Source organism: Lentzea albida (assembly GCF_900111005.1).
Classification (GTDB): domain Bacteria; phylum Actinomycetota; class Actinomycetes; order Mycobacteriales; family Pseudonocardiaceae; genus Lentzea; species Lentzea albida.
Genome location: NZ_FOFV01000016.1, coordinates 150,369 through 173,887, shown reverse-complemented (window position 1 = coordinate 173,887; position 23,519 = coordinate 150,369). Strand labels below are relative to the sequence as shown.

Here is a 23,519-nt window from a genome sequence, read left to right as displayed (position 1 = left end):
TCAACCGGCGAGCTGACGTTCCAGCTGCAGTGCGGACGTCGGGCCGTTCAGCGTCGGCTCGGAGCTGAGGATCGCGCACTGCAGCTGGCGCAGGCGCTCCGACGGCTCCAGGCCGAGCTCCTCGATCAGGGTGTCGCGCAGCGACTGGTAGGCCTCCAGGGCGCGCCACTGACGGCCGGCCCGGTAGAGCGCGAGCATGTACTGCGCACACAGGTTCTCGTGCATCGGGTGCTGCGCGGTCAGCACGGACAGCTCGCTCAGCAACGACTGGTGCTTGCCGAGCCTGAGGTCGGCCTCGATGCGGGCCTCGAGGACGCCGAGCCGCGACTCCTGCAGCCGCGTGACCTCCATGCCCAGCCGGACGCCGATCTGCACGTCCACGAGCACCGGCCCGCGCCAGACGTCGGTGGCCGAGCGCAGCAGGCGTGACGCGGACTCGAGGTCGCCGACCTCCAGCGCGCGCTGGCCGGCGACGGCGAGGCGCTCGTAGCTGCGGACGTCGATGGTCTCCGGCGCGACGTCCAGCATGTAGCCGCCGTAGCGGGTGACCAGCACGTTCTTGGCGGCTCCGGCACTGCCCTCCGGCAGCGCGGCCTCGATGCGGCGGCGCACCTGGAGCACGTATGTCTGCAATGTCGTGAGGGCGCTTCGCGGCGGAGTGACCCCCCACAGCTCTTCGATCAGGGTCGGCACGGTGACGACGTGCCCGGCCTGCAACGCGAGCAGTGACAGCACCTGACGCGGCTTCACCGCGCTCGGCGTGATCGAGATGCCGTTCTCCCTGGCCTCCAGCGGTCCGAGAACCTTGATCTCCATGGTGGGAGCCCTCCCCAGTTCCAGTTTCAGCGGCGGCTTGCTGTTGTCGTGACATCAAGTTCACCTGAGGCGGGCTATCGAACGCCACGTAGCGCGGCACGAGTCGGAGATGGCGGACTACCGCTCCCCGCATGAGATATTCACGGAGCCGGACGGACCCGAACAAATCCTATCGGTAACCGCTTGAACACCCGTCGTGATCAGCACGACAAATACTCGTCCTTTTGAGCGAAACTTGTCAAAAACGGTAACTGCGACAGTTCCGTCTGTACCGATTCAGAACATGATCCGCACCGGGTGCTTGCTGTCTAGCATTTGCCCTGGGTTCGCCGAGTGGGCCGAAGGGGCGAGCTCGGCTCCTTTTGGGGGAATCGTGAATGAGTCGCCTGAAGCGCCGGCTCCCGGCAGGATCGTCGGCGCCCCGGTGGTGGTGGCGGCGGTGGGCATCTGCCTGGCCGACTTGGCGCGACTGCTTCTGAGCGACCAGGAAGCGTCGCATTCCGCCATATATGTCATCTCATTGACCTTGGTTCTCGCTCTGCAGGCACTTCAATTCAGTCCGCTGAACGCGCCCACTTATCGCATCATGCTGGCAACACAAGCAGTGCTCACATTCCTGCCGTTCGCCCTGGTCGGCCACATGTGGGCCGCGGTACCGGGCCTGATCGCCGGCAACGCGCTGGCGCTCTTCCCGCGGATCGCGGGCTGGGTCGCCTTCACCCTGGTGGTCGCGGCGACGAGCCTCCTGCAGACCCCGGCCCTGCTGCCCTGGTCACCGGGCTCCTCACCGCTGGAGGCCGCGATCGCGACGACCGCGACGGGTCTGCTCATCTCCGGCCACGCGTTCCGCCAGCACCAGCAGGCATCCGCACCGCCCACGTCCCCCGAGGAACCGCAACGCCTGGCCCGCGACCTGCACGACCTGCTCGGCTACAGCCTCAGCGCCATCAAGCTGAAGAGCGAACTGGCCCACCGCCTGACGCCGTCGCAGCCGGACCGCGCGCAGGAGCACCTCGCCGATATATTGGATATCGCCGGTAGAGCCCTCTCCGACGTGCGCTCACTGGCCCGCAGCTACCGCCGCCTGTCGCTGTCCGACACCTCCGACTCGGCGAAGACCATGCTGGCCGCCGCGAACATCGACGTCCGCGTCGAACTCGACCACACCCCGATGCCGGAGGAGGTCGAGACCGTCCTGGCCACGGTCCTGCGCGAGGCGATCACCAACGTCCTGCGCCACAGCGACGCCGAGAACTGCGCGATCACCGTCCGCCAGGCCGACGGCACGGTGGAGCTCGACGTCGTCAACGACGGCGCCACCGACCGCCCGATCTCGTCCGACTGCAACGGCGTCCGCAACCAGGCCGAACGCGTCCACGCGGCGGGCGGCACCTTCATCGCACGCCACGTCGGCACCGACCGCTTCCACGTCCACGCGTCGATCCCGACGGCGACCGCCGCCTGACCACCGGCGGGAACCGACATATCAGTTCCCGCAGCCGACGGACCGGCCACGACGCTGAATCAGAACCAGCCGGCCTTCCGCGCGATGCGCACGGCGTCGACCCGGTTGCGGGCGTCCAGCTTGGCCGTCGCCGCCGTCAGGTAGTTGCGGATGGTCCCGACCGACAGGAACAACGTCGTCGCGATCTCCATGGCGTCCGCGCCGTCGGAGGCCAGCCGGAGCACCTCCAGCTCGCGCGGCGTGAGCGGGCACTCGTCGGTGTCCCACGCGGAAAGCGCGAGCTGCGAATCGATGACCCTGCGCCCGACCGACACCCCGCGGATCGCGTCGGCGAGTTCGTTCACCGGAGCGTCCTTGAGGATGAATCCGTTCACGCGGGCGTTGAGCGCCCGGCGCAGAGTTCCCGGACGGCCGAGACTCGTGAGGATCAGCGTGCGAGTGCCGGGTGCGGTGTCGTGGATGACCGTCGCCGCCGAAAGGCCGTCCATACCCGGGAGGTCGATGTCGAGCACCGCTACGTCCGGCTGGCTCTTTGCCACCGCCGGCACGATTTCGTCGCCCGTCGCCACGGAGGCGACCACCTCAATATCTGGTTCGAGGTTCAACAAGGCGACCAATGCGCCCCGGACCATTTGCACGTCCTCGGCGAGTAAGACCCTGATCATCATCAGCCCCCTAGCGCGGTCCCCCCTGCCGACTTTCCGAGTTTTACACTCGGTCACCGCGCCGGACAAGCATTTGAGCTGAGCGTACTTTTTACTACTCCGAATGCGCTACTCCCAATTTGCAACACCTATAGGCTGATGACGTCGAGTCACTGCGCGCTGACAGATAGACACGACTCCGGCCTCGCACGAGCGGAACTCCACCGAACCGGCATAGCCGCAATAACCTCTGCGCATCACAACCGTGAACAAGACAACCGGCCCGGCCGATGGACATCGGCCGGGCCGGGACTCCCGAAAACGTCCGGTGGTCGCTCAGCGCGTCTCGCCCCACCGCTCCAGCAGTTCCAGCCCGCCGTCCACGGTGATCACCTGCCCCTGGATCCAGGCGGCCTCGTCCGCGCACAGCAGCGCCACGGCGTTCGCCACGTCCTCTGGCAGCGTCACCCGGCCGGACGGGCTCTTGATCGCGAGCCGGTCCACCAGCTCCGGGTCGATGTTCATCGGGCCGTTGTCGACCACGGTCGTGACGACCGCGTTGACCGCCACCCGGTACCAGGCCATCTCGAGCGCCAGCGTGCGGATCACGCCGTGCACCGGTGTCACCGTGTAGCCGGCGATCACGACGCGGCCGCCGTCGACGAACGCCTTCGCGAGCGGTTCCACGAGGTTCAGCAACGGCGTGAGGTCCGGCGAGACCGCGTGGTGCACGAACAGGTCGAGCCGCCCGCGATCCTGCTTCACCTGCTCGAGCAGGACCCGCACCGCGTGCTCGTCGTGGACGTCGAGCGGCACCACGGACGCCGAACCGGGCTTGCCGCCGAGCACGAGCAGGGCCCGTTCGGCGTCGACGTCGCCGGGGGACGTGGTGATGATGACGTGTGCGCCGTTGTCGCAGAGCTTGCTCGCGATGGCAAGGCCCAGACCGTGCGTGCCCGACGTGACCAGAGCGATCTTGCCGTCGAGTCCCAGGCGCGTGTTGACAGGTTCGATCATGCTGACCACCTCGTTGTCCGCGTGGTGATCGACGTTCCGCCCGGCCGCTAGGGCCCAACTCGACTACTTCTTGCGCAAACCCTCCAAAACGCGCAGGATCGCGCGTTCGACCTCGCGCCCGGTGCGCTTCGGATCGGATGAGCTGGCGATGGTGCTCGCGCCCGCGGACAGCGCCCCGAACAGCAGCCGCGCCATGATCTCGACCGGTGCCTCCTCGATCTCGCCGGCGTCGACGAGCAGCTGCACGGCCGTGCGGAGCAGACCGAAGCTGAACTGCTCCTCCGCCTCGCGCCAGCGCTCCCAGCCCATGACGACCGGGGCCTCGTGGACGATGATCCGCTGGTACTCGGGCTCCAGGCACTTGCGGACGTACGCGCGCAGGCCCGCGACCGCGGTGTCCCAGGCGTCGCCCTCACCGGTGACCACGGCCGTCAGCGACTCGATCGAGCGCGTCTCGACCTGGGTGAAGGCCGCCTCGAACAACGCCTGCTTGCCGCTGAAGTGGTGGTAGAGCGCGCCCTTCGTCACGCGGGCGCGCTTGACCACCTCGTCGAGCGAGGTGCCGGCGTACCCGCGCTTGGTGAAGAGGTCGACGGCGCTGTCGACGAGCGCCTGCCTGGTCGACTCCGAGTACTCGGAGCGTCGTGTTCGCACGGACGAAACGTATCTCACATACCGACGGTACGTACCGGTGGTATGGTCGTGTCATACCGACAGTATGCGAGAGACCGGGGGTACGAGACATGGGCTGGGCAGACCACTACCGCCGTCGCGACGCGCTCGACGCCGTCCTGAACGACGCCCGTCGCGACCCGTCCGCACCGCTGATCGTGGATCCGGACGTCTTCGGCTCGCTGCGGGAACTGCTGCTGGCGCTCGACCACCGCTGGCAGAACAAGCTGACCGCGCGCATGGAGAACGCCGGGCTGAACGGTCCCGTCGACGAGGACCGCGTCCGGGCCGAACTCGCCGCGGACGAGCCGGTGTTGCGAGCAGTCCTCGACGCCCACCTTCCGCTCGACAGTTACCGGGCGGTAGGAATGACTCCATGAGTCGTTGGACCGAAGCCGACATCCCCGACCAGTCCGGCCGCACCGTCCTCGTGACCGGCGCGAACTCCGGCCTGGGCCTGCGCACCGCCCAGGTGCTCGCGGCCAAGGGGGCCCACGTGCTGATGGGCTGTCGCTCGGTCCAGCGCGGGGAGACCGCGCGCCAGTCGGTCCGGGGCTCGGCCGAAGTGCTCGAGCTGGACCTCGCCGACCTCGTCTCCGTGCGCGCCGCCGCGGACAAGGTCGAGGAGCTCGACGTCCTGGTCAACAACGCGGGCATCATGGCCGTCCCGAACGGCCGGACCGTCGACGGCTTCGAGCGCCAGTTCGGCACCAACCACCTCGGCCACGCCGCGCTGACGTGGCTCCTGCTGCCCGTGTTGAAGCAACGTCCGGGCGCACGCGTCGTGACCGTCTCGTCTCTCGCGCACCACGCGGGCCACATGGACTTCGCGGACCCGAACTTCGACCGCCGCCCGTACACGCTGCGCGGCTCCTACGGCCAGTCGAAGCTCGCGAACATCCTGTTCGCACGCGAGCTGGAACGCCGTTCATCGGCCGTGACGTCGATCGCGGCCCATCCCGGCCTGACGGTCACCGAGCTGACCAACAACATGGCCGACGCGCACAGGTCCGCGGTCCTCAAGATCGGCGGCAGGATCAGCCACCTGTTCTCCCAGTCCGTCGAGATGGGCGCGTTGCCGCAGCTCTACGCGGCGACGGCCCCCGAAGCACGCGGCGGGCAGTACTACGGCCCAGGCGGCTTCAACGAGTTCCGCGGCCACCCCGCCACGGCCAGGATGAGCGCCGCAGCCCGTGACGACCTGGCCGCGAACCGCCTCTGGGAGCTCACGAGCAAGCTGACGGGGATCACACCGGAGCTCGAGTAGTGCGTGACCCCGGACACGCGGGTGTGCAGCGTAGGGTGAGGACGTGACTGTGGTACCTGAGGGTCGGAAGCTGCTGCGGCTCGAGGTCCGCAACAGCCAGACGCCGATCGAGAAGAAGCCGTCTTGGATCAAGACGCGCGCCAAGATGGGCCCCGAATACCGGGAGCTCAAGGGTCTGGTCAAACGCGAAGGCCTCCACACGGTCTGCGAAGAGGCCGGCTGTCCCAACATCTACGAGTGCTGGGAAGACCGCGAGGCCACGTTCCTGATCGGCGGCGAGCAGTGCACCCGGCGCTGCGACTTCTGCCAGATCGACACGGGCAAGCCCGCCGACCTCGACCGCGACGAACCGCGCCGCGTCGCCGAGTCGGTCCAGGCGATGGGCCTGCGCTACTCCACGGTCACGGGTGTCGCCCGCGACGACCTGGCCGACGGCGGTGCCTGGCTGTACGCCGAGACCGTCCGCCAGATCCACGAGATGAACCCCGGCACGGGCGTCGAGCTGCTGATCCCGGACTTCAACGCGGTCCCGGAGCAGCTGGCCGAGGTCTTCGAGTCCCGCCCCGAGGTGCTCGCGCACAACCTGGAGACCGTCCCGCGGATCTTCAAGCGCATCCGCCCGGCGTTCCGCTACGAGCGCTCCCTCGACGTGATCACGCAGGCCCGCGAGTTCGGCCTGGTCACCAAGTCGAACCTGATCCTCGGCATGGGCGAGACCCCCGAGGAGGTCACGGAGGCGCTCGCCGACCTCTACGACGCGGGCTGCGACATCATCACGATCACCCAGTACCTGCGCCCGTCGCCGCGGCACCACCCGGTCGAGCGCTGGGTGAAGCCCGAGGAGTTCGTCCAGCACAAGGAGACGGCCGAGGAGATCGGCTTCCTCGGTGTGATGGCGGGCCCGCTGGTGCGCTCCTCGTACCGCGCCGGCCGCCTCTACGCGCAGGCGAAGCAGAAGCGCGGCGAGGACCTCCCGGAGAACCTCCAGCACCTGCTGACGGTGTCGGCGTCGCAGGAGATCACGAGCCTGCTCGCCCCCCGGTAAGCACCTCGACAGCACAGAAGCCCAGGTCTTCGGACCTGGGCTTCTGCTTTCTCAGTGCACTCGGGCTTCGGCCTTGGAAGGCGTCATCCGGAACTCCACGGTGGCCTGGAGGTCGGGTGTGCCGAGCGCCTCGCGCAGGCGTGGCAGGCCCTCGTCGTCTATGCGGCGGCGGATCCCCCGCAGATCGGCGTCGCCATGGGCGCGGACGACGAGGGCCAGGTTCGGAGCGGTGTGCGAGCCGGTCAGCGCGGCTTCGACCTTGCGCACACCGGGGTAGGCGCTGACCTCTTCGGTGAACGGCGCGGTGGCCGTCGCCGTGCTGAGGCGGGTGGTGCCCGCCTCCTCGGCCCAGCGCCAGGTCGCGACCTTGCGGCGCGGGATCTGGGCGGTGAGCCAGCGCAGGCACAGCAGCGCGACCACGACCGCCGCGGCCGCCACCACCCACAGGACCCACGCCGGCGGCAGTGCGGTGCCGGGCACCAGCGAGGCGTCGCGATCCACCTGGGTCACGAGCCCGTAGTGGACGACGACGGCGAAGGCGCCGGCGAGCAGCAGGACCAGCCCGAGCAGGCCCAGGAGAAAGCGGTTCACGATGTGCTCCTGAGGGCTTTGACCCTCACGACGACCTGCGGCGGCCGAGCGAGGGCGAACTCTCCGACGCGGTGTTCGAGCGCCGTGCGGACGGTGTCGCCGAGCCCGTCGACCACGGAGCGCCGGGTGCGCACGACCGCGCGGACCCGGCGGCGGCGCACCTTCACCGCCGCCGACTCGACGCCGTCGACCTGGGCGGCGGACCGCAGTGCGTTGCGCAGGCCGCGCACCGACACCGCGGTGTGCTGGTCCAGCGCCGCGGTTCGCGCCCGGCCGGGCACCACCGCGACGAGGAACAGCACCAGTCCGACGGCCGCGACGACCCCGCCCGCCACGGCCACCTCGAGCGCCGACCACGTCGTGCCGGACAGCCGGCCCGCGACCGACTCGTACGACAGCAGCGGTGTCTCCCCGAGCGCGAGCTGGATCGCGCACACCGCCACCAGGACGGACGCGGCCAGCAGGACGAGTGCGGCGAGCACGGCGGGCAGCGCCCGGCGGGAGCGGCGGGTCACAGGACCCTCCTCACCGGGGCGGCGTCCGCCCGCAGCACGCCGACCGACACGTCCACGACGGACACCCGCAGGCCGGTGAGCTCCGCGACCCGTGCGACCAGATGCGCGCGCACCCGCGCGGCGGTCGCCGCGACCGGCGCCGGGTAGCGCAGGTCCAGGCGCGCGTTGAGCGTCGCCACTCCCCCGGTCACCCGTGCGGTGACGGCGCAGTCGAGCACGTCCGGCACCTCCACGGCGGCGCGTCCGGCGATGCGGCCCACCGCGCGGTCCGCGACGGTGGTCAGGCCGGGCTGCGCCGCGTCCGGCTGACGTGGTGGCGTCAGGCCCTGGGCCGGCACGGGTGCGGCCGAGCCCGGCTGGGCGGCAACGAGCGGTGTGGTCATGGTCAGTCCCGATCCCTGCCCAGCAGCTGCGCGAGGTCGAGCTTGCCCTCGGCGACCCGGCCCGCGATCAGGCCGAGAGCGCCGAAGACGAGCACGAGCAGGAACGCGCTGAAGCCCCCGAACGCGGCGGCCAGGCCGAGCGCGAGCCCGGTCAGCAGGCCCAGTGCGGTGGTGCTCATGGCGTTGCCCCTCACTGCACGCGTGCGGTTTCGGGCTGTTCGTCGCCCTCGGAGTCGCTCGGGATGTGCACGTCGTTGACGTTGATGTTGACCTCGACGACCTCGAGGCCGGTGATCTGCTCGATCGCGGTGATCACGTTGGTGCGCACCGACTTCGCGAGATCGGCGATCGGCACGCCGTACTCGACGACGAGCTCCAGGTCGACGGCGGCCTGCTTCTCGCCGACCTCGACCGAGACGCCCTGGCCCGCGCTCGCGGTGGCGCCGGGGATGCGGTCGCGCAGCGCGCTCAGCGCACGGGTGGCGCCGCCGCCGAGGGCGTGCACGCCGCGGATCTCGCGCGCGGCGAGGCCGGCGACCTTCTGCACGACGACGTCCGCGATGGTGGTGGATCCCTTGTCGGTCACCAGCTTCCCGTTCGCGGTGTTGACCTTCTCCACAGCCTGCGTGCTCATCGCAATCCCTTCCTTCGAAGCGTTCACACCAGATCGACACCGGTGGGCGCGGAAACGTCACGCCCCGTTCAGGTGATCGAGGGCACGTTTGTCCACATCGGTCACCACGATGCGTACGACCGCCTTTTCCCACTGCGTGCCAACGAGAACGGCGCGCAGCGACTCGCCCGCCTCCGCGAGCGACAACGGCAACCTGGTGGCGACCACCCGGACGCACACCAGGTCGTCCTCGACGTCGACGGCCAAAGCGTCCACGTCCCAAGGGATCCACGAGCGCGCCGGCGCGGACGCGGGCGTCGACGGACGCAGTCCCTCGACCTTCTCCAGTGCCTTCAACAACTCCGCCACGATCACCATTCGACGTCCACCACCGTGACCACGACCGACTCCACCTCGACGCCGGTCAGTTCGGGCACGACCGCGCGCACGGACCGCTGCACGGCGGCGGCCACGGCCGCGGCCTGGTCCAGCCCGGAGATCGTCACGTCCACCTCCAGCAGCGCGACGGATCCCGTCCACCGCACCCGAACGCCTTCGACGGGCGCGGGCTGCAGACCCTTGATCTGCTGCCGCGCCACCCGCACCACGGAACTCACCAGGCCGGCCAGACCGGGCTGCACGCGCACGCCCGCCACTCTCTCGGCCGCGTGCACCGCGACCGCCGCCACCGCCGGGGCGGACACGACTGTTTCGATCACTCGCTCATCCCTCGAGAACGTCGGACACGACGAGGTCCAGGCGGGCCAGCCGCACACCGATCCGCGCGGACGCGGCGGCCAGCACCCGGCGCCGCACCTCGTCGTACGCCTCGTGCGTGACGAGGAGCGCGGTGATCGCGATGCTGAGCTCGACCTCGATCACCGGATCCGAGCCCGTCGACTCCGGCGCCTCGACGACACGGCACCCACGCGCGCGCACGCCGTCGACGCCGTCCGCCGCGTACCGCAGCACCGCCGCGATCGCCTTGGTGCTGATGCGGGCCAGGCCGTCGCCGGGCAACGGCACGACGTCCGAGCGCCGCACGTCGGCGCGCACCGCGGACATCACCCGGCTCACCAGGTCGAACGGCGGCTCGATCTCCTCCTGGACCATCTCCGCGGTCGCGTCGCGCAGCACCAGGAGGCTCTCCCGGACCGCCGCGCAGTGCGGGCACGAGCGCGTGTGTTCGTCGGAGAGGTCGATCGCCTCCCAGACCTCTTCCACGTCCCGCCCGCACGGCAGGACGTAGTCGGACGTCACCGCCACGGCGCCATCACCTCCGCGAGTTGTGCCCGTGCCCGCGCGAGCCTGCCGCGCACCGACTGCTGGGTCGTACCGATCGCCTCGGCGATCTCGTCGTACGACCGGCCGTGCACCTCGCGCAGCACCCAGCACGCCCGCTGTTCCGGCGTGAGGCCGCGCAGTGCGGCTTGCAGCGCGTCGAGCTGCGCGTTCACCTCCACCGCGCGGTCGGGCCGGGTCCGCGGCGACGGCGACTCGTGCTCGTCGAGCTCGGTGTCGGCGTGCGGCTTGCGCTTGCGCAGCACGTTCAGGCACTGGTTGGTCGTGGTGCGGTAGAGCCAGCCGAGGAACGCCCCGTCGTCGTTCAACTGCCCGAGACGCCGCCACGCGGTCAGGAACACGTCCTGCACCGCGTCCTCGGCATCACCGGTGCTGCCCACGATGCGCAACGCCAGCCGGTACATGGGCCCCTGATAACGCCGCACGAGCTGCTCATACGCCCTCATGTCGCCGTCGCGAGACCTTGCCACCAGCGTGGCATCGTCGAGTGCGGCTGCTTCGGCCACGCTCATGCGCACACCCCCGCCCACTTCTGCTCGGTCGCCTGATGGACACGTTCGAACGCGGAACGTCACGCGGTTCCCAGTTTTCCCGCTCGTGATCACACTCACCCGGTTTTCACCCGACAGTGGCGTGACGAAGGTGGGGCGGTGGGTGTCGAACAGGCGTCGGACGAACTCCGGCTCCAGGAACTCGACTCAGGAGGACGACATGTCGCTGTCGGACAAGATCGGCAACAAGGCGGAGGACCTCGGCGGCAAGGTCAAGGAGACCGCGGGCGAGGCCACCGGCGACCAGCAGCTCGCCAACGAGGGCCGCGCCGACCAGGCGAAGGCGGCCGTCAAGGACGGCGTGGAGAAGGTGAAGGACGCCGTCGGCGGGGTCGTCGACAGCGTCGCCAAGCACCTGAAGAAGTGACGTTAGAACTTCTAACGCGCGTGAGGCCGGAGGCGAGAACCTCCGGCCTCAGGTTTGTTGGAGCTCCTGACTCGCGTGACGCGAGAGGCGCTGACTCGCAGCGCCGTTAGAACCTCTCACCGTCGTGACGAGACTCGCCGGCCGCACTTTCGTTAGAGGCTCTCACTGTCGTGACGAGACAACTGGCCGACCGCGAGCCCGTTAGAAACCCTCACCGTCGTGACGAGACAACTCACCGGCCGCGAGCCCGTTAGAACCCCTCACCGTCGTGACACGACAGCCCTCAGCCGCGCGTCCGCGAGAACCTCTCACTCAGGTGAAGCGGACCTCGCTCACGACGACCCCGTCGAGCTCCCGCACGAAGTCGGCACCGAACGCGCTCGACGGCGTGTGCGCCCCCGGTGCCGCGCCTCCCACCTTGCCGACGGCACGGAGCACCGAGTCCGCGGTGAGGCTGTAGGGGTTCGGAGTGGTGAGCGCGCACTCGACCCGCTTCTGCGCGTCCCACGCCTCGCCGTAGACCTCGGCCCTGGTGTTCGCGCGCTTGCGCTCGTCCGGGCCCTTGACCTTGCCGGCGACGGTCATCGCCAGGTTCTGCACGAACGACGTCCGCAGCACGGGCGCGAAGACCTGCTGGAGCTGTCCGAGCAGGCCGGGCACGGTGGTGAACGTCGTGATGTTCGGGATGCCGGTCGAGCGGTAGGCGGTGCTGACGTCACCCCACGGGATGCTGCCGACCTCGCGCTGCCCCGACCGGAAGTGCGCGGTGCGCCTGCGGTGCCCGATGCGGACGCTCCTCAGCTCGCCGTTCACGCGAATCCGCCCGCCGACCGCCGCGGCCTCGACGGACGTCTTGGTCGTGCCCGCGCTCGCCCCTCCTCCGACGACGAACGCGAGGTCGAGGTGCGTCGCGGTCGGCAGGGCGTTCTTCAGGATGGCGGCGACGCAGTCCGTGGGAACGACGTCGAAGCCGGCACCGGGCAACAGCACGATGCCCGCCTCGCGCGCGTCGGCGTCCCGCGAGGCGACGAACTCGAAGACGTCGATCTCACCCGTGATGTCGAGGTAGTGCGTGCGCGCCCCCAGGCACGCGTCGACCATGGCGGCGGAGGTCTGCGAGAACGGGCCCGCGCAGTGCACGACGGCGTCGACGTCCTCCAGGTGCTCCCGCGCCCGGCTCAGGTCGAAGGCCCGGTGCTCCAGCCCCAGAGCGGCGGCGACCGGCTCGACCTTCTCGCGCGAGCGCCCGGCGAGGACCGGCCGTTCCCCGCGCTCGACCGCGAGCTCGGCGATGAGACGTCCGGTGTAGCCGTTGGCGCCGTAGACCATCCACGTCATGCCGTGCACCCTACCGGCGAGTAGCCCTCCGGGAACCGATCAGAGAGCCGAGCAGCAGGATCGCGCCCACCCCGATCACCGGCAGGCCCCAGAGCAGCCGGCGCTGCCTGAGGTCGGCGCAGATGTCCACATAGGCCGGACTGACCGCCGAGGCCGCCGGCTCGTCGGCACCGAGCCCGAGGCTGTTGCCGCACGGGATCAAGGACCCGCTCGGGGCCTCGACGGCCAGCGACACGAAGAGGATCGCACCCCCACCGAACAAGAACGCGAGACCGACCACGACGGCGAACGTCCGCACTGACATGAGCAAAAGTTACGTCTCAAATGGACTTCGGCATAGCCCTGGTCAGCCGCATTGGGGTTCATCCCCTAATCCCCCACTGAACCGGCCCGCACCCCAGGAGCTCAGAACGGGGAAGCGAACGAGTAGCGCTGCTCCAGTCGGCCGTTGCGCGGATGCGGCACAGGGGCGCCGACCTTGATCCACCCGAGGCGTTCGTAGAGCCGCACGCCCCGCGTGTTGTCGACGAAGACCAGCAGCTCCGCCCTCGCGTACCCGAGTTCGGCCAGGACCCCGGGCAGGGCGCGCAACATCGCCTCGCCGACACCCCTGCCCCACGCGTCGGGGTGCACGCCCACGTAGTTGACGAAGGCGGTGTCCGTCCCTTGTGGACCTCCGGCGAGGAAGCCCACCGCCTCGCCGCCATCCCTCGCGATCAGCAGCAACGAGGGCTCGTTCGCGAGAGCGCTCTCCACCCCCGGCCGCGCCTCTGCGAGCGTCGGCACCTCGTAGCCGTCCCGCCTGCTGACCGCGTGCGCCCAGATCAACGCGGCCGTGTCGACGTCTTCAGGTCCCCCTCGGATGATCTCCACGACGGTCAGCCTGTCACCGGCGAAGGACGACCGGAAGCGATTTAAGGCTGGCCATGATGTCGTTGTGCGTCACCTCGGGCGGCTCGTCGCCCGCAAGGGTCGTGCCCGGAAACCGGCTCGTGAGGTGCCGCAGCACGGTCTCGGTCTCCAGCCGCGCGAGCGCCGAGCCCAGGCAGAAGTGCGGGCCGTGCCCGAACGTCGCGTGGCCCGCGGTCCCGCGGTCGAGCCGGTACTCGGCGGCGTTCTCGTGTGCCCGCGGGCAACGTCCGGCGGAGCCGAGGTTGATCAGCAGCAGCGTGCCCGCGGGAACCGTCGTGCCGGCGATCTCGACCGGCTCCGTGGTGATCCGGTGCGTCGCGCTGCGGACCGGCGGGTTGTGCCGCAGCGTCTCCTCCACGAGCCCGGGCACCAACCCGGGATCGTCGGCGGCCGCGCGCCACAGGTCGTTGTCCAACGCGTCGTGCGCCACGTTCGCGATGAGGCTCGCCGACGTCTCGTGGCCCGCGACGACGAGGAGGAACGCCATCGCCATCAGCTCGTCGTGGCTCAGGCGGTCGCCGTCGTCGTCGACAGCGGTGGTCACCACACCGAACAACGACCGCGGGTCCAGCGCGTTGCCGGTGAGCAGGCCGTGGAAGTAGGCGCCCAGCTCGTCGCTCGCGGGCTGCGACACCTCGGGTTCCATCGACATCATCGTCTCGATCAACACGCGGACGTGCGCGCGATCCCCCGCAGGCAGCCCCAGCACCTCGCCGATGATGTGCATGGGCATCGGCACGGCCAGCCGCGCGACGAGGTCGACCTCCTCGCCCTCGGGCAGCGCGTCGACCAGCGCGGCGCTCATCTCCTCGATGCGCGGCGCGAGCTGCTGCACCGCCTTGCCGTTGAACGCCTTCACCGCGAGCGCCCGAAGCCGCGCGTGCTGCGGGTTGTCGCTGTTGAGCATGCTCGGCCCGAAGAGCCCGGCGAGGTTCTCCTGCGCGCTGCCCGACTCCGCCAGCTGTCGCTTGATCTCGCGTTGCAATGCCGCGCTGTCCTTGGAGAGCCGCTGGTCCGTGAGCAGCTGACGGGTCAGCTCCAGCCCCACCGTCACAACCTGCATCGTGACGCCGTTGGGCAACGTCACGGCGTGCAATGGGCCTAGTTCTCGTGCCTCGTCCTCGATCCGATGGTGCTCACGAGCGCGCAAATCGCCGCCGGCCAACAGGTTCGACATGCCGGTCTTCGCCTCCGTCGTTTGGAATCGACCAAGACCGTTCTACCGCGCTAACGCAGCGAGTCCAACGCGCCGATCGTCTCGACCGAAGGCAACCGGGGCGGCTCCGAGGCGATGGCCTTGCGCCCCAGCACCCACTCCGGCAGGTGGTGCCGCAACGCCGCGCGCCCCTGCGCCGTGATGTCGACGGGCGCCGCCATCCCGTGGTCCGCCGGCTGCTCCCAGGTGATCCAGTCCCTGTGCCGCAGCACTTCGAGGTCGTCCGCGTCCCACTCCTTGGCGGGCCGGTGCTCGAGGTACCAGCGCGTGGCGCCGCGGTGCACGCCGCCCTGCTCGACCAGGGCGAGCAGCTTGACCTGCTCCTGCGTGACGGTGGCGGGCACGGGTTTCGCGTTCTTGCCCTTGCGCTTCACGGGTCTTCGTCGTCCTTCGGAGGTGGCAAACCTCGAACAAGGTACGGCACCGTCTCAATTCGTTCCAGTGATCACGAGCACGAGAACGGCTCGTTCATGTAGCAGTGGACTGCGTTCGCCGCGCGGGTCATGCGGAACGGCTTCCCGTTGCGCCCGACCGTCTGCACCCCGCTCCTGCCACCGGCCGACCAGCCGAGCTCGACCACCCACGTGCAGTCGCAGGAGGCCGTCCGCGCGACGACGGTGAACACCGCCTCACTCGCCTGCGCCCCGTCCCTGCTGTGCTCCCACGTCGTCCACCGCTCGTGCCCGACGGACGGATCCGACACGGTCGAACATGAAGGTGTTGCCTCGGAAGACAGCGATGGTGCCGACCTGCGTGGCGGTGCCCACATCGCCTTCGACGGTGTCGGTGGTCTCGAACGCCGGTCTCTGCTCGGGTCTGTCCTGCACAGGACCTCCTGAGCGGCAGCGGGTTCTACGCCCTTGCTACTTCGACCGGAGCCGTGAGGCTGTTACGCGATTCCACGCGACCGTTCAGGTGCAGAACACCGTGTCGACACGGCAGGCCGACAGGCACACATGCGCAACGTGTTCATACTCGCCGCTCACCGCATGTCAGCTGATGATGTCAATGGCGCCTCGGACACGGATGAAGGCGCCGTTCGGGCTGGTGGGCGCGACAGGGATCGAACCTGCGACCGCTCGGGTGTAAACCGAGTGCTCTTCCGCTGAGCTACACGCCCCGACCCGGCGCCACAAGACGCGCGGGGTACCACTACATCATGCCCTGAGCGAGGCCACGGCCTTCTTCCAGGCTTCCTGATCGCGGGCCTCACCGGGCCCGTTCACCTCGGCGAAGCGCACCACGCCGTCGACATCCACCAGGAACGTGCCCCTCAGCGCCATGCCGGCGGACGAGTTGAACACGCCGTACGCCTGCGCGACGGCCCCGTGCGGCCAGAAGTCGGAGAGCAGCGGGAACCGGTAGCCCTCCTGGTTCGCCCACGCCTTCAGGGCGAACGGGGAGTCGACGGACACGCCCAGCACCTGGACGTTCTCGTCCTCGTAGGTCGCGATCTCGTCGCGCAGCTGGCACAGCTCGCCGTGGCAGGTGCCGCTGAACGCGAACGGGTAGAACACCAGCAGCACGGCACGAGAGCCGCGGAACGACGACAACGTCACGGGCTGCTTGTTGTAGTCGTTGAGCGTGAAGTCCGGGGCTTCCGAACCGACCTCGACCGCCATGAGACAAACCCCTCCAGCAAGACACAGGACCCACGGACGCGTGAACGCCCGTGGTCCAACCCTATGTCAGCTCAGCGCTTGGCCTTGGCCGACTTCGGCCACACCAGGCGGATGCCCGCCCAGTCGTCGGCGACGCTGATGTTGGAGGTCTGCGACAGGCCTGCGGTGGGCACGGCCTCGGCGACGTCCGAAGGCTCCACGTGGCCGGGACGGCCGGTCTTCGGGGTGAGAACCCAGATCACGCCGTCCTCCGCGAGCACCCCGGTGGCCTCGAGCAGGGCGTCGACCAGGTCGCCGTCGTCCTCCCGCCACCAGAGCAGGACGACGCTCACCGTCTCATCGGCTTCCTCGTCGAGGAGATCGCCCCCGATCCGCTCCTCGACAGCGGCACGGAGGTTGTCGTCGACGTCCTCGTCCCAGCCGAGTTCCTGGACGACCATGCCCGATTCGATCCCGAGCTTCTCGGCGACGCCGATCTTGCCGGCGTCTTCCGCGGCGACCACGGTTTTCACTCCTCCAACTACGCAAGAGCGACAGCCCTAAGACTGCCGCTGAAGTCCGTTACTCGGGCTAGCGAACACTGTCAGCTACCTCCGGCGCAACTGTTGACCACGTGACACGCCGTAACGCACACCCCCGTGAAGACCCCTAGACTGGCATGACGCATGCTCTACATACCTCTTATCGCGCGCGCGTGAGCGACACGATCCAGAACTACCGACCGGTAGCGATGACGAAGTCGCCACGCAAGGACAACGATAGGAGCGCGTGGCACGGTCTTCCGGGCCAGCGCGTGTACCGCCAACGAAGCCGAGGAGACACCTTGAGCCCGCAGAACACCGGCCCCGAGCGGGTGCGTGTCATTCGCGACGGTCTGGCAGCCCACCTGCCGGACATCGACCCGGAGGAGACCTCGGAATGGCTGGAGTCGTTCGACGAGGTGCTCAAGGGCGGCGGGCAGCAGCGGGCGCGCTACCTGATGTTGCGGCTGCTCGAACGCGCTGGTGAGAACCACGTCGGGATGCCGTCGCTGACGAGCACCGACTACGTCAACACCATCCCCACCGAGCGGGAGCCGTGGTTCCCCGGTGACGAGGAGGTGGAGCGTCGTTACCGTGCGTGGATCCGCTGGAACGCCGCGATGACGGTGCACCGCGCGCAGCGGCCCGGTGTGGGTGTCGGTGGCCACATCTCGACGTACGCGTCCAGCGCGTCGCTCTACGAGGTCGGCTTCAACCACTTCTTCCGCGGCAAGAACCACCCCGGCGGTGGCGACCAGATCTTCATCCAGGGCCACGCCTCGCCCGGCGTCTACGCCCGCGCGTTCCTCGAAGGCCGGCTGTCCGAGCACCAGCTCGACGGCTTCCGCCAGGAGTACTCGCACGCCGGTCTGGGCGGCGGCCTGCCGTCGTACCCCCACCCGCGGCTGATGCCGGACTTCTGGGAGTTCCCCACGGTCTCCATGGGCATCGGCCCCATGAACGCGATCTACCAGGCGCGGTTCAACCGCTACCTGCGCGACCGCGGCATCAAGGACACGTCCGACCAGCACGTGTGGGCGTTCCTCGGCGACGGCGAGATGGACGAGCCGGAGTCGCGCGGCCTGCTGCAGCTCGCCGCGAACGAGCAGCTCGACAACCTGACGTTCGTGGTCAACTGCAACCTGCAGCGCCTCGACGGCCCGGTCCGCGGCAACGGCAAGATCATCCAGGAGCTGGAGTCGTTCTTCCGCGGCGCCGGCTGGAACGTCATCAAGGTCGTCTGGGGCCGCGAGTGGGACGCGCTGCTGCACGCGGACCGCGACGGCGCGCTGGTCAACCTGATGAACAGCACGCCGGACGGTGACTACCAGACGTACAAGGCGAACGACGGCGCGTACGTCAAGGAGCACTTCTTCGGCCGTGACCCGCGCACGAAGGCTCTCGTCGACGCGATGAGCGACGACGAGGTGTGGAACCTCAAGCGCGGCGGCCACGACTACCGCAAGGTCTACGCGGCCTACAAGGCGGCGACCGAGACCGTCGGCCAGCCGACCGTGATCCTCGCCAAGACCATCAAGGGCTACTCGCTCGGCCCGCACTTCGCGGCCCGCAACGCGACGCACCAGATGAAGAAGATGACCCTGGAGGACCTGAAGGGCTTCCGGGACAGCCTGCGCATCCCGATCTCGGACGAGCAGCTCGAGGCCGACCCGTACCTGCCGCCGTACTACCACCCCGGGCAGGACTCGCCGGAGATCCAGTACATGCAGGAACGCCGTCGCCAGCTGGGCGGCTTCGTACCGGAGCGCCGCACCAAGTCCAAGGCCCTCGTGCTGCCGGGCGACAAGGTCTACGAAGGCGTGCGCCGCGGTTCGGGCAAGCAGGAGGTCGCCACGACGATGGCGTTCGTCCGGCTCGTCCGCGACCTCGCGAAGGACCCGGAGATCGGCCCGCGCATCGTGCCGATCATCCCGGACGAGGCACGAACGTTCGGCATGGACTCCATGTTCCCGACGCAGAAGATCTACAACCCGAACGGCCAGGCGTACACCTCGGTGGACGCCAACCTGATGCTCGCCTACAAGGAGTCCGAGCAGGGCCAGATCCTGCACGAGGGCATCAACGAGGCGGGTTCCACGGCGTCGTTCACGGCGGTCGGCACGTCCTACGCCACGCAGGGCGAGCCGATGATCCCGATCTACATCTTCTACTCGATGTTCGGCTTCCAGCGCACGGGTGACGGCCTGTGGGCGGCGGCGGACCAGATGGCGCGCGGCTTCGTGCTGGGTGCCACCGCGGGCCGCACCACGCTGACCGGTGAGGGCCTGCAGCACGCCGACGGCCACTCGATCCTGCTGGCGCACACGAACCCGGCCGTGATCGCGTACGACCCGGCGTGGTCGTTCGAGGTGGCGCACATCGTCAAGGACGGTCTGCGCCGGATGTACGGCGAGAACGCCGAGAACATCTTCTACTACATGACGGTCTACAACGAGCCGTACGTGCAGCCAGCCGAGCCCGAGGGCCTGGACGTGGAAGGCCTCCTGCGGGGCCTCTACCGCTACCAGGAGGGCCCGCGGACCGGTGGCCCGCGTGCCCAGCTGCTCGGCAGCGGCGTGGGCCTCCCGTGGGCGCTCAAGGCCCAGCAGATGCTGGCCGACGAGTGGGGCGTCTCCGCGGACGTGTGGTCCGCCACGTCGTACTCGGAGCTGCGCCGCGACGCCGTCGAGACCGACCGCCACAACCTGCTGCACCCGGACGCCGAGCCGCGCGTGCCGTACGTGACGCAGGTGCTCAAGGACGTCGAGGGCCCCGTCGTCGCCGTGTCCGACTGGGCGTCGGCGATCCCGGACCTGATCCGCCCGTACGTCCCGACCGACATGACGACCCTGGGCACGGACGGCTTCGGCTTCTCCGACACCCGCCCGGCCGCCCGCCGCCACTTCCTGGTGGACGCGGAGTCCGTCGTCGTCGCCACGCTGGCCTCCCTGGCCCGCCGCGGCGAGGTCGAGCAGTCGAAGGTCGTCGAGGCGGCCCGCAAGTACCGCATCGACGACGTGCAGGCCGCCGGCCCGTCCACGTCGGACGCGGGCCTCGCGTAGCCACCGGAGCCGATCGAGTCGCTGAGAAGCGATCTGAGGGGCCGTTCCGCCACCGCGGGACGGCCCCTCGTCCGTTCAGGCGTCGTGATCGTCTTCGGCGTGCTCGTCGAACCGCATGGCCGAGCGGACGAAGCCGTCCGCGCAGACACGGAGCAAAGAGGCCGTGTGAGGCCACCGCTGCTCGATCCGGTTCGCCCACTTCTCGTGCTCGACAGCCTGCTCACGCTCCTCGGCACCTCCCCCTGCGGCGATTCGGCTCCCCGCGACGTGGTCGTTCCGCGCACCTCGGACGAAGCCCTCGTCGACGTCAGGGCGCTCGAGCTCCTCCAGCAGGTCGCGCACGAACTCGGCGGGCCACGTGCCGTCCTCGCCCACCGGGCTGCCGGCCAGCATGGAACCGATGCACTGTTCACCGAAGCTCGCGACGCCGGTCGTGGCGAGAAGACCCAGCGCCTCGTCCACCCAGTGCGCGGTCGCGGGAACGCTCCGGCACTCGGTCAACGCGAGCCACAGCTCAGGCCTGGACAGGCCGCCGGTCCCCTCCACCGCCTGCCGGACGCGTCGCACGAACTGGTGCGGGTCGGTCGAGATCCGCCGGTAGAGGGAGACCGGCGGACGCTGACGTCGCAGCACGCTGAAGTAGGCGATCTCGAGATCCGCGACCACGTCCTGGTCGTCGCTGGTCGCCCCGAGGTGGTCGAGCAGCACCGCCACCTCGTGCGACAGCGACGCCGGCAAGGGGCCTGGTCGCTGCGCGACGGCCCGCAGCGCGCTCACGAACAACGCCGCCGACGGTGTCCACGACCTCGTCCGCACCGCCACGTACAAGGCGTGCAGAACGGACTCGGCCCGGTCACGTGCCACGAGTTCGCCGAGGTACCGCTCCCTGCTGTGGTCCTCCGGCACGAGCGTGGTCCGCTGCCAGTACACGGCCTGAGCCGCACGGTCGGCCGTCTTCACGAGTTCGAGGACGTCCGCGGAACCGGGCAGCGCCAGGAGCACCCTGGCTTGGGTGGCCGGGTCCCAGGACGTCAACCCGGACGAGACCACTTCGCCGACCCGCAGGGGTTCCGTCCGTGCGGCCGCGGTCAGCCAGCCGGACGCGAGCTCGGCGGAGTGGCCGTATCCGGCGAACAAGGGGAACAACTCTTCCAGCAACAGCGGGTCCGCGACCTCGGCCACCAGGGAACCGAGATCGCGAGGACTGTTCACCTCGGAGGCGAGCTGGACGATTCCCTCCACGCCCCACGAGGAGAGCAGCTCTTCGACCACCGCCTTCCTGCCGAGGAAGACCCGCTCCAGGAATCCCTGGAAGTCGTCGAACACCTCGACGGGCACGATCTCGGAGTTGAACCACCTCGCGTGCCGTTCCGGCAACTCGACGGGCTCCCACCGGACGGCGAACTCCCACAGAACGGGTTCCGGGAACTGCGTCAGGTGGTCGAGAACCGCCCACCACAACCGCATCCGGACATGAGGATCAACCGCTTCCACCTGGAGGTCCACCAAGGCTGTGGTGAACCTCCGCCGCGTCTCGTCGCGGAACTGCGCCATCGAGCCGACGACATCGACCCACCAGGCCGGCCACTCGCGCAGTTCGCCCAGGGCACGATCGACCAGCCACTCGGGCGCAGGCTCCCGGTCCTCCTGCGGGACCGTCACGAACGGGGCAGGCCAGTCGCGGAACTCCGGCCGGTCCACCAGGGTGTGCGCACCGCTGTCACCGGACAGGGAGCGGAGGAGGAGTTGCCGACCGATCCGCGGGTTGTGCCGGAGCACGTCCATGATCGCCGCACGCCGGTGTCCGGGGGTCGCCGTGGCTAGGGGCACGACCGACACCAGGGCGTCGACCAGTGTCTCAAGTGGACTGTTGCGGTGGTTGCCGTCCGGCTCGGGATCCAGCTCGGCGAGGCGCGCCATCGCGCACGCGGCGCGCGAGATGTGTTCCCCCGACCAGCACAGCCTGCCGAGTGCCAAGAGGAGGTGTGTGCGCGGTGGTGGACCGTAGCTGTTGCCGGGGATCGGGAACGCCAACGCGGGACTCTCGCCTGAGAGCCCTCTCCCCACCGCATCGAGGAAGGCCGTCGGCGACGCTTCGGCGATCAGCGGTAAAGCCTTCGCGAGCCTGCTCCACCGCTGCCCGGACCGGTCCTCCTCCGCGTACCGGAGGATCTCCCCGACCAGCCGTTCCGCACGGGTGTCACCCGCCGTCCCCGCCGCGGCCAGCACCTGCACGACTCCCCGGCGCAGGTGTCCACTCGCACCGTCGCCGAACATCACCTCGAACACGAGGTTCCGCCAGCGCCCGAACCCGCTCGCGCCGAGCCGGCTGCCCAGGAACGCCCAGGCATCCCGCACGTCGGCGAGTTGGTACGACGTCGACGTCCGATGCAGCAGCGGATCGTCGGCCTTCGAGTGATCGAGGGCGAAACGCTCGACCTTCTGGTAGGGCCTTCCGGTGAGCCTTTCGAGGATCCGCCGGTCGGGGTCGATCTCAGCGGTGTCCTCCGTGCCCGCGGCCCACTCGCCCACGAGCGCCAAGGTCACCGCGAGGTCGGTCGCCGAGGCGCCGGCCCACGGCGGTGTTTCGGCGCCGACGGTCAACCGTCGCGTCAGCGCGCGAACACTTCTCCTCGCCGCGGCCGCGAGTGCGTCGGCTTCAGCGGGGTCGACGCCGTGGGCGACCAGGACCTCTCTCGCCTCGTCCCGGGGTGTTCGAGGCAAAGCGATCTCACCGGAGCGCGGCGCCTCGTGCGAATCGGCGACCACGAGCACGTGGTGTCCCTTGTCCACAGCGGTCTGCACGTCGATCTGCCCCGGCGGCGTGACGATGAGCAACGGCAGCAGGCGCAGCGCGTGCTTCGCGCCGTCCGCGGAGTCCACCAGCACCGCGCGCGGAGGCGGGTGCGACGTGCTGACCACCGCCGCGACGAAGGTCTGCGCCTCGTACCGGGAGTTCCCCCTGATCACCAGGGCGAACGCGGGTCCGGAAAGCCAGTCCTCGATCCTGCGGACCGCCGCGTCACGGCCGGCGAGCTGGAATCCGGCGGGGAGGATCCTCGACTCCGGGCGTTCCTGCCACCAGGTGGTCAGCCGGTGCAGTCCGGGTACGACCCCGATTCCCAGTTCCGGCTCCACCTCGACGAGGTGCCGCGGCAGGAAGTCGAGCCACACGTGCAGATCGCGATGGGTCGACGTGGAGTTCTGCTGATGGACCAGGCCCTTGACATCGTCCGGCAGGGAGTCCTCGTCCGGCAGCCTGGTGCCTTTCCCGAAGAGCACGGGGATGACGCGCTTGCGCAGCCGGAGCGCCTCCGCGATCTCCCTGCGAACCCAGTCGTCGTCCTCCCACAGAGCCTTCACGTTCCAGTGCGGTCCGATCACGACGAGCAGGACGCGGCAGTGCCGGACGCCCTCCTCGAGCGCGGGCCTGTGGTCCACGCCCAGCTCGATCGACCGGCTCGACCTGAGGACCTCGTCCCGCCCGAACTCGGACGACAGCCGTTCGTCCAGCGCGCACGCGGCACCGTCGCCGTCGCCGGTCTGGAAGTTGATGAAGATGCTCGCCACGCCACACATCCTCGGCAGGACAGCTTCCCA

28 protein-coding genes and 1 tRNA gene are annotated in these 23,519 nt (G+C 69.5%); 6 read left to right on the top strand and 23 right to left on the bottom strand.

Translation table 11 applies throughout. The features are described from left to right. Positions 1-816: an AfsR/SARP family transcriptional regulator gene (locus tag BMY74_RS45815; RefSeq protein ID WP_086665181.1), complete on the bottom strand. Its 816-nt coding sequence runs from the start codon at positions 814-816 to the stop codon at positions 1-3. Positions 817-1,402: 586 nt separating this feature from the next. On the opposite strand from BMY74_RS45815, the gene BMY74_RS33125 reads away from it, so the two are divergent. After that, positions 1,403-2,281 (top strand): sensor histidine kinase, encoded by an 879-nt coding sequence (locus BMY74_RS33125; RefSeq protein WP_177230041.1) that lies wholly within the window; start codon positions 1,403-1,405, stop codon positions 2,279-2,281. Between the two features lie 59 nt (positions 2,282-2,340). On the opposite strand, the gene BMY74_RS33120 is transcribed toward BMY74_RS33125, so the two are convergent. The 3 genes from BMY74_RS33120 to BMY74_RS33110 all read right to left on the bottom strand — a co-directional run bounded on the left by BMY74_RS33120 (position 2,341) and on the right by BMY74_RS33110 (position 4,596). Further along, positions 2,341-2,946, bottom strand: coding sequence for a response regulator transcription factor (locus tag BMY74_RS33120; protein WP_086665901.1), 606 nt, complete (start codon positions 2,944-2,946; stop codon positions 2,341-2,343). Positions 2,947-3,261: 315 nt separating this feature from the next. After that, positions 3,262-3,942, bottom strand: a complete 681-nt coding sequence (locus BMY74_RS33115; protein WP_143091790.1) for an SDR family NAD(P)-dependent oxidoreductase — start codon at positions 3,940-3,942, stop codon at positions 3,262-3,264. Between the two features lie 63 nt (positions 3,943-4,005). Next, positions 4,006-4,596, bottom strand: coding sequence for a TetR/AcrR family transcriptional regulator (locus BMY74_RS33110; RefSeq protein ID WP_089922434.1), 591 nt, complete (start codon positions 4,594-4,596; stop codon positions 4,006-4,008). An 89-nt stretch (positions 4,597-4,685) separates the two neighbouring features. Here BMY74_RS33110 and BMY74_RS33105 point away from each other — a divergent pair, with 89 nt between their 5' ends. The 3 genes from BMY74_RS33105 to lipA are packed head-to-tail and all read left to right on the top strand — an operon-like array spanning position 4,686 to position 6,926. Further along, on the top strand, positions 4,686-4,994 hold the full coding sequence (locus BMY74_RS33105) for a hypothetical protein (protein ID WP_089922433.1): 309 nt from the start codon (positions 4,686-4,688) through the stop codon (positions 4,992-4,994). Next, entirely contained in the window at positions 4,991-5,881 is an 891-nt protein-coding gene (locus BMY74_RS33100; protein WP_089922432.1) for an oxidoreductase, read from the top strand. The genes BMY74_RS33105 and BMY74_RS33100 overlap by 4 nt, the downstream gene beginning before the upstream one ends. Positions 5,882-5,924: 43 nt before the next feature. Beyond that, positions 5,925-6,926 (top strand): lipoyl synthase, encoded by a 1,002-nt coding sequence (lipA, locus tag BMY74_RS33095; protein ID WP_089922431.1) that lies wholly within the window; start codon positions 5,925-5,927, stop codon positions 6,924-6,926. Between the two features lie 51 nt (positions 6,927-6,977). On the opposite strand, the gene BMY74_RS33090 is transcribed toward lipA, so the two are convergent. From BMY74_RS33090 to BMY74_RS33050, 9 genes are read right to left on the bottom strand one after another with little or no spacing between them, the layout of a single operon-like run. Further along, complete coding sequence (locus BMY74_RS33090) at positions 6,978-7,517, bottom strand: alkaline shock response membrane anchor protein AmaP (protein ID WP_245786489.1); 540 nt, start codon at positions 7,515-7,517, stop codon at positions 6,978-6,980. After that, positions 7,514-8,032, bottom strand: a complete 519-nt coding sequence (locus BMY74_RS33085) for a DUF6286 domain-containing protein (RefSeq protein ID WP_089922430.1) — start codon at positions 8,030-8,032, stop codon at positions 7,514-7,516. The genes BMY74_RS33090 and BMY74_RS33085 overlap by 4 nt, the downstream gene beginning before the upstream one ends. Next, positions 8,029-8,415 (bottom strand): Asp23/Gls24 family envelope stress response protein, encoded by a 387-nt coding sequence (locus tag BMY74_RS33080; RefSeq protein ID WP_218159819.1) that lies wholly within the window; start codon positions 8,413-8,415, stop codon positions 8,029-8,031. Before BMY74_RS33080 ends, BMY74_RS33085 begins: the two co-directional genes overlap by 4 nt. 2 nt (positions 8,416-8,417) lie before the next feature. Continuing rightward, positions 8,418-8,594, bottom strand: coding sequence for a hypothetical protein (locus BMY74_RS45365; protein ID WP_089922533.1), 177 nt, complete (start codon positions 8,592-8,594; stop codon positions 8,418-8,420). Positions 8,595-8,605: 11 nt separating this feature from the next. Then, the gene (locus BMY74_RS33070) at positions 8,606-9,049 is read right to left on the bottom strand and encodes an Asp23/Gls24 family envelope stress response protein (protein ID WP_089922429.1); all 444 of its coding nucleotides are present in this window, start codon (positions 9,047-9,049) and stop codon (positions 8,606-8,608) included. Between the two features lie 57 nt (positions 9,050-9,106). Continuing rightward, the gene (locus tag BMY74_RS33065) at positions 9,107-9,406 is read right to left on the bottom strand and encodes a hypothetical protein (RefSeq protein ID WP_089922428.1); all 300 of its coding nucleotides are present in this window, start codon (positions 9,404-9,406) and stop codon (positions 9,107-9,109) included. After that, a complete protein-coding gene (locus tag BMY74_RS33060; protein ID WP_089922427.1) occupies positions 9,400-9,747 on the bottom strand; it encodes an Asp23/Gls24 family envelope stress response protein in 348 nt (115 codons plus the stop codon). The genes BMY74_RS33065 and BMY74_RS33060 overlap by 7 nt, the downstream gene beginning before the upstream one ends. A 4-nt stretch (positions 9,748-9,751) precedes the next feature. After that, positions 9,752-10,294, bottom strand: a complete 543-nt coding sequence (locus BMY74_RS33055) for an anti-sigma factor (protein WP_089922426.1) — start codon at positions 10,292-10,294, stop codon at positions 9,752-9,754. Next, positions 10,285-10,842, bottom strand: a complete 558-nt coding sequence (locus BMY74_RS33050) for an RNA polymerase sigma factor (protein WP_089922532.1) — start codon at positions 10,840-10,842, stop codon at positions 10,285-10,287. Before BMY74_RS33050 ends, BMY74_RS33055 begins: the two co-directional genes overlap by 10 nt. Before the next feature lie 199 nt (positions 10,843-11,041). On the opposite strand from BMY74_RS33050, the gene BMY74_RS33045 reads away from it, so the two are divergent. After that, positions 11,042-11,248 carry a CsbD family protein gene (locus tag BMY74_RS33045; RefSeq protein ID WP_089922531.1) on the top strand — a complete coding sequence of 69 codons (207 nt, stop codon included), beginning with the start codon at positions 11,042-11,044 and terminating at the stop codon, positions 11,246-11,248. A gap of 312 nt (positions 11,249-11,560) precedes the next feature. Here the strand turns inward: BMY74_RS33045 and BMY74_RS33040 are convergent, their stop codons facing one another. From BMY74_RS33040 to BMY74_RS32995, 9 genes are all read right to left on the bottom strand, one after another. Next, a complete protein-coding gene (locus BMY74_RS33040; RefSeq protein ID WP_089922530.1) occupies positions 11,561-12,586 on the bottom strand; it encodes a saccharopine dehydrogenase family protein in 1,026 nt (341 codons plus the stop codon). Between the two features lie 10 nt (positions 12,587-12,596). Next, positions 12,597-12,890 (bottom strand): hypothetical protein, encoded by a 294-nt coding sequence (locus tag BMY74_RS33035; RefSeq protein ID WP_089922425.1) that lies wholly within the window; start codon positions 12,888-12,890, stop codon positions 12,597-12,599. Positions 12,891-12,991: 101 nt separating this feature from the next. After that, on the bottom strand, positions 12,992-13,459 hold the full coding sequence (locus BMY74_RS33030) for a GNAT family N-acetyltransferase (protein WP_177230039.1): 468 nt from the start codon (positions 13,457-13,459) through the stop codon (positions 12,992-12,994). 13 nt (positions 13,460-13,472) lie between these two features. Then, the gene (locus BMY74_RS33025) at positions 13,473-14,675 is read right to left on the bottom strand and encodes a cytochrome P450 (protein ID WP_089922423.1); all 1,203 of its coding nucleotides are present in this window, start codon (positions 14,673-14,675) and stop codon (positions 13,473-13,475) included. Positions 14,676-14,725: 50 nt separating this feature from the next. Continuing rightward, complete coding sequence (locus BMY74_RS33020) at positions 14,726-15,088, bottom strand: hypothetical protein (protein WP_089922422.1); 363 nt, start codon at positions 15,086-15,088, stop codon at positions 14,726-14,728. A gap of 71 nt (positions 15,089-15,159) precedes the next feature. After that, a complete protein-coding gene (locus BMY74_RS33015) occupies positions 15,160-15,417 on the bottom strand; it encodes a hypothetical protein (protein ID WP_143091789.1) in 258 nt (85 codons plus the stop codon). A gap of 342 nt (positions 15,418-15,759) precedes the next feature. After that, positions 15,760-15,834: transfer RNA gene (locus BMY74_RS33005), tRNA-Val, on the bottom strand. Positions 15,835-15,871: 37 nt separating this feature from the next. Beyond that, entirely contained in the window at positions 15,872-16,336 is a 465-nt protein-coding gene (locus BMY74_RS33000) for a peroxiredoxin (RefSeq protein ID WP_089922419.1), read from the bottom strand. Positions 16,337-16,407: 71 nt separating this feature from the next. Then, a complete protein-coding gene (locus tag BMY74_RS32995) occupies positions 16,408-16,839 on the bottom strand; it encodes a DUF3052 domain-containing protein (RefSeq protein ID WP_089922529.1) in 432 nt (143 codons plus the stop codon). 320 nt (positions 16,840-17,159) lie between these two features. Between BMY74_RS32995 and aceE the strand changes: the two genes are divergently transcribed. Continuing rightward, on the top strand, positions 17,160-19,919 hold the full coding sequence (aceE, locus tag BMY74_RS32990) for a pyruvate dehydrogenase (acetyl-transferring), homodimeric type (RefSeq protein WP_177230038.1): 2,760 nt from the start codon (positions 17,160-17,162) through the stop codon (positions 19,917-19,919). 75 nt (positions 19,920-19,994) lie between these two features. Here the strand turns inward: aceE and BMY74_RS32985 are convergent, their stop codons facing one another. Beyond that, on the bottom strand, positions 19,995-23,489 hold the full coding sequence (locus tag BMY74_RS32985) for a toll/interleukin-1 receptor domain-containing protein (RefSeq protein ID WP_177230037.1): 3,495 nt from the start codon (positions 23,487-23,489) through the stop codon (positions 19,995-19,997). Between the last annotated feature and the right edge of the window lie 30 nt (positions 23,490-23,519).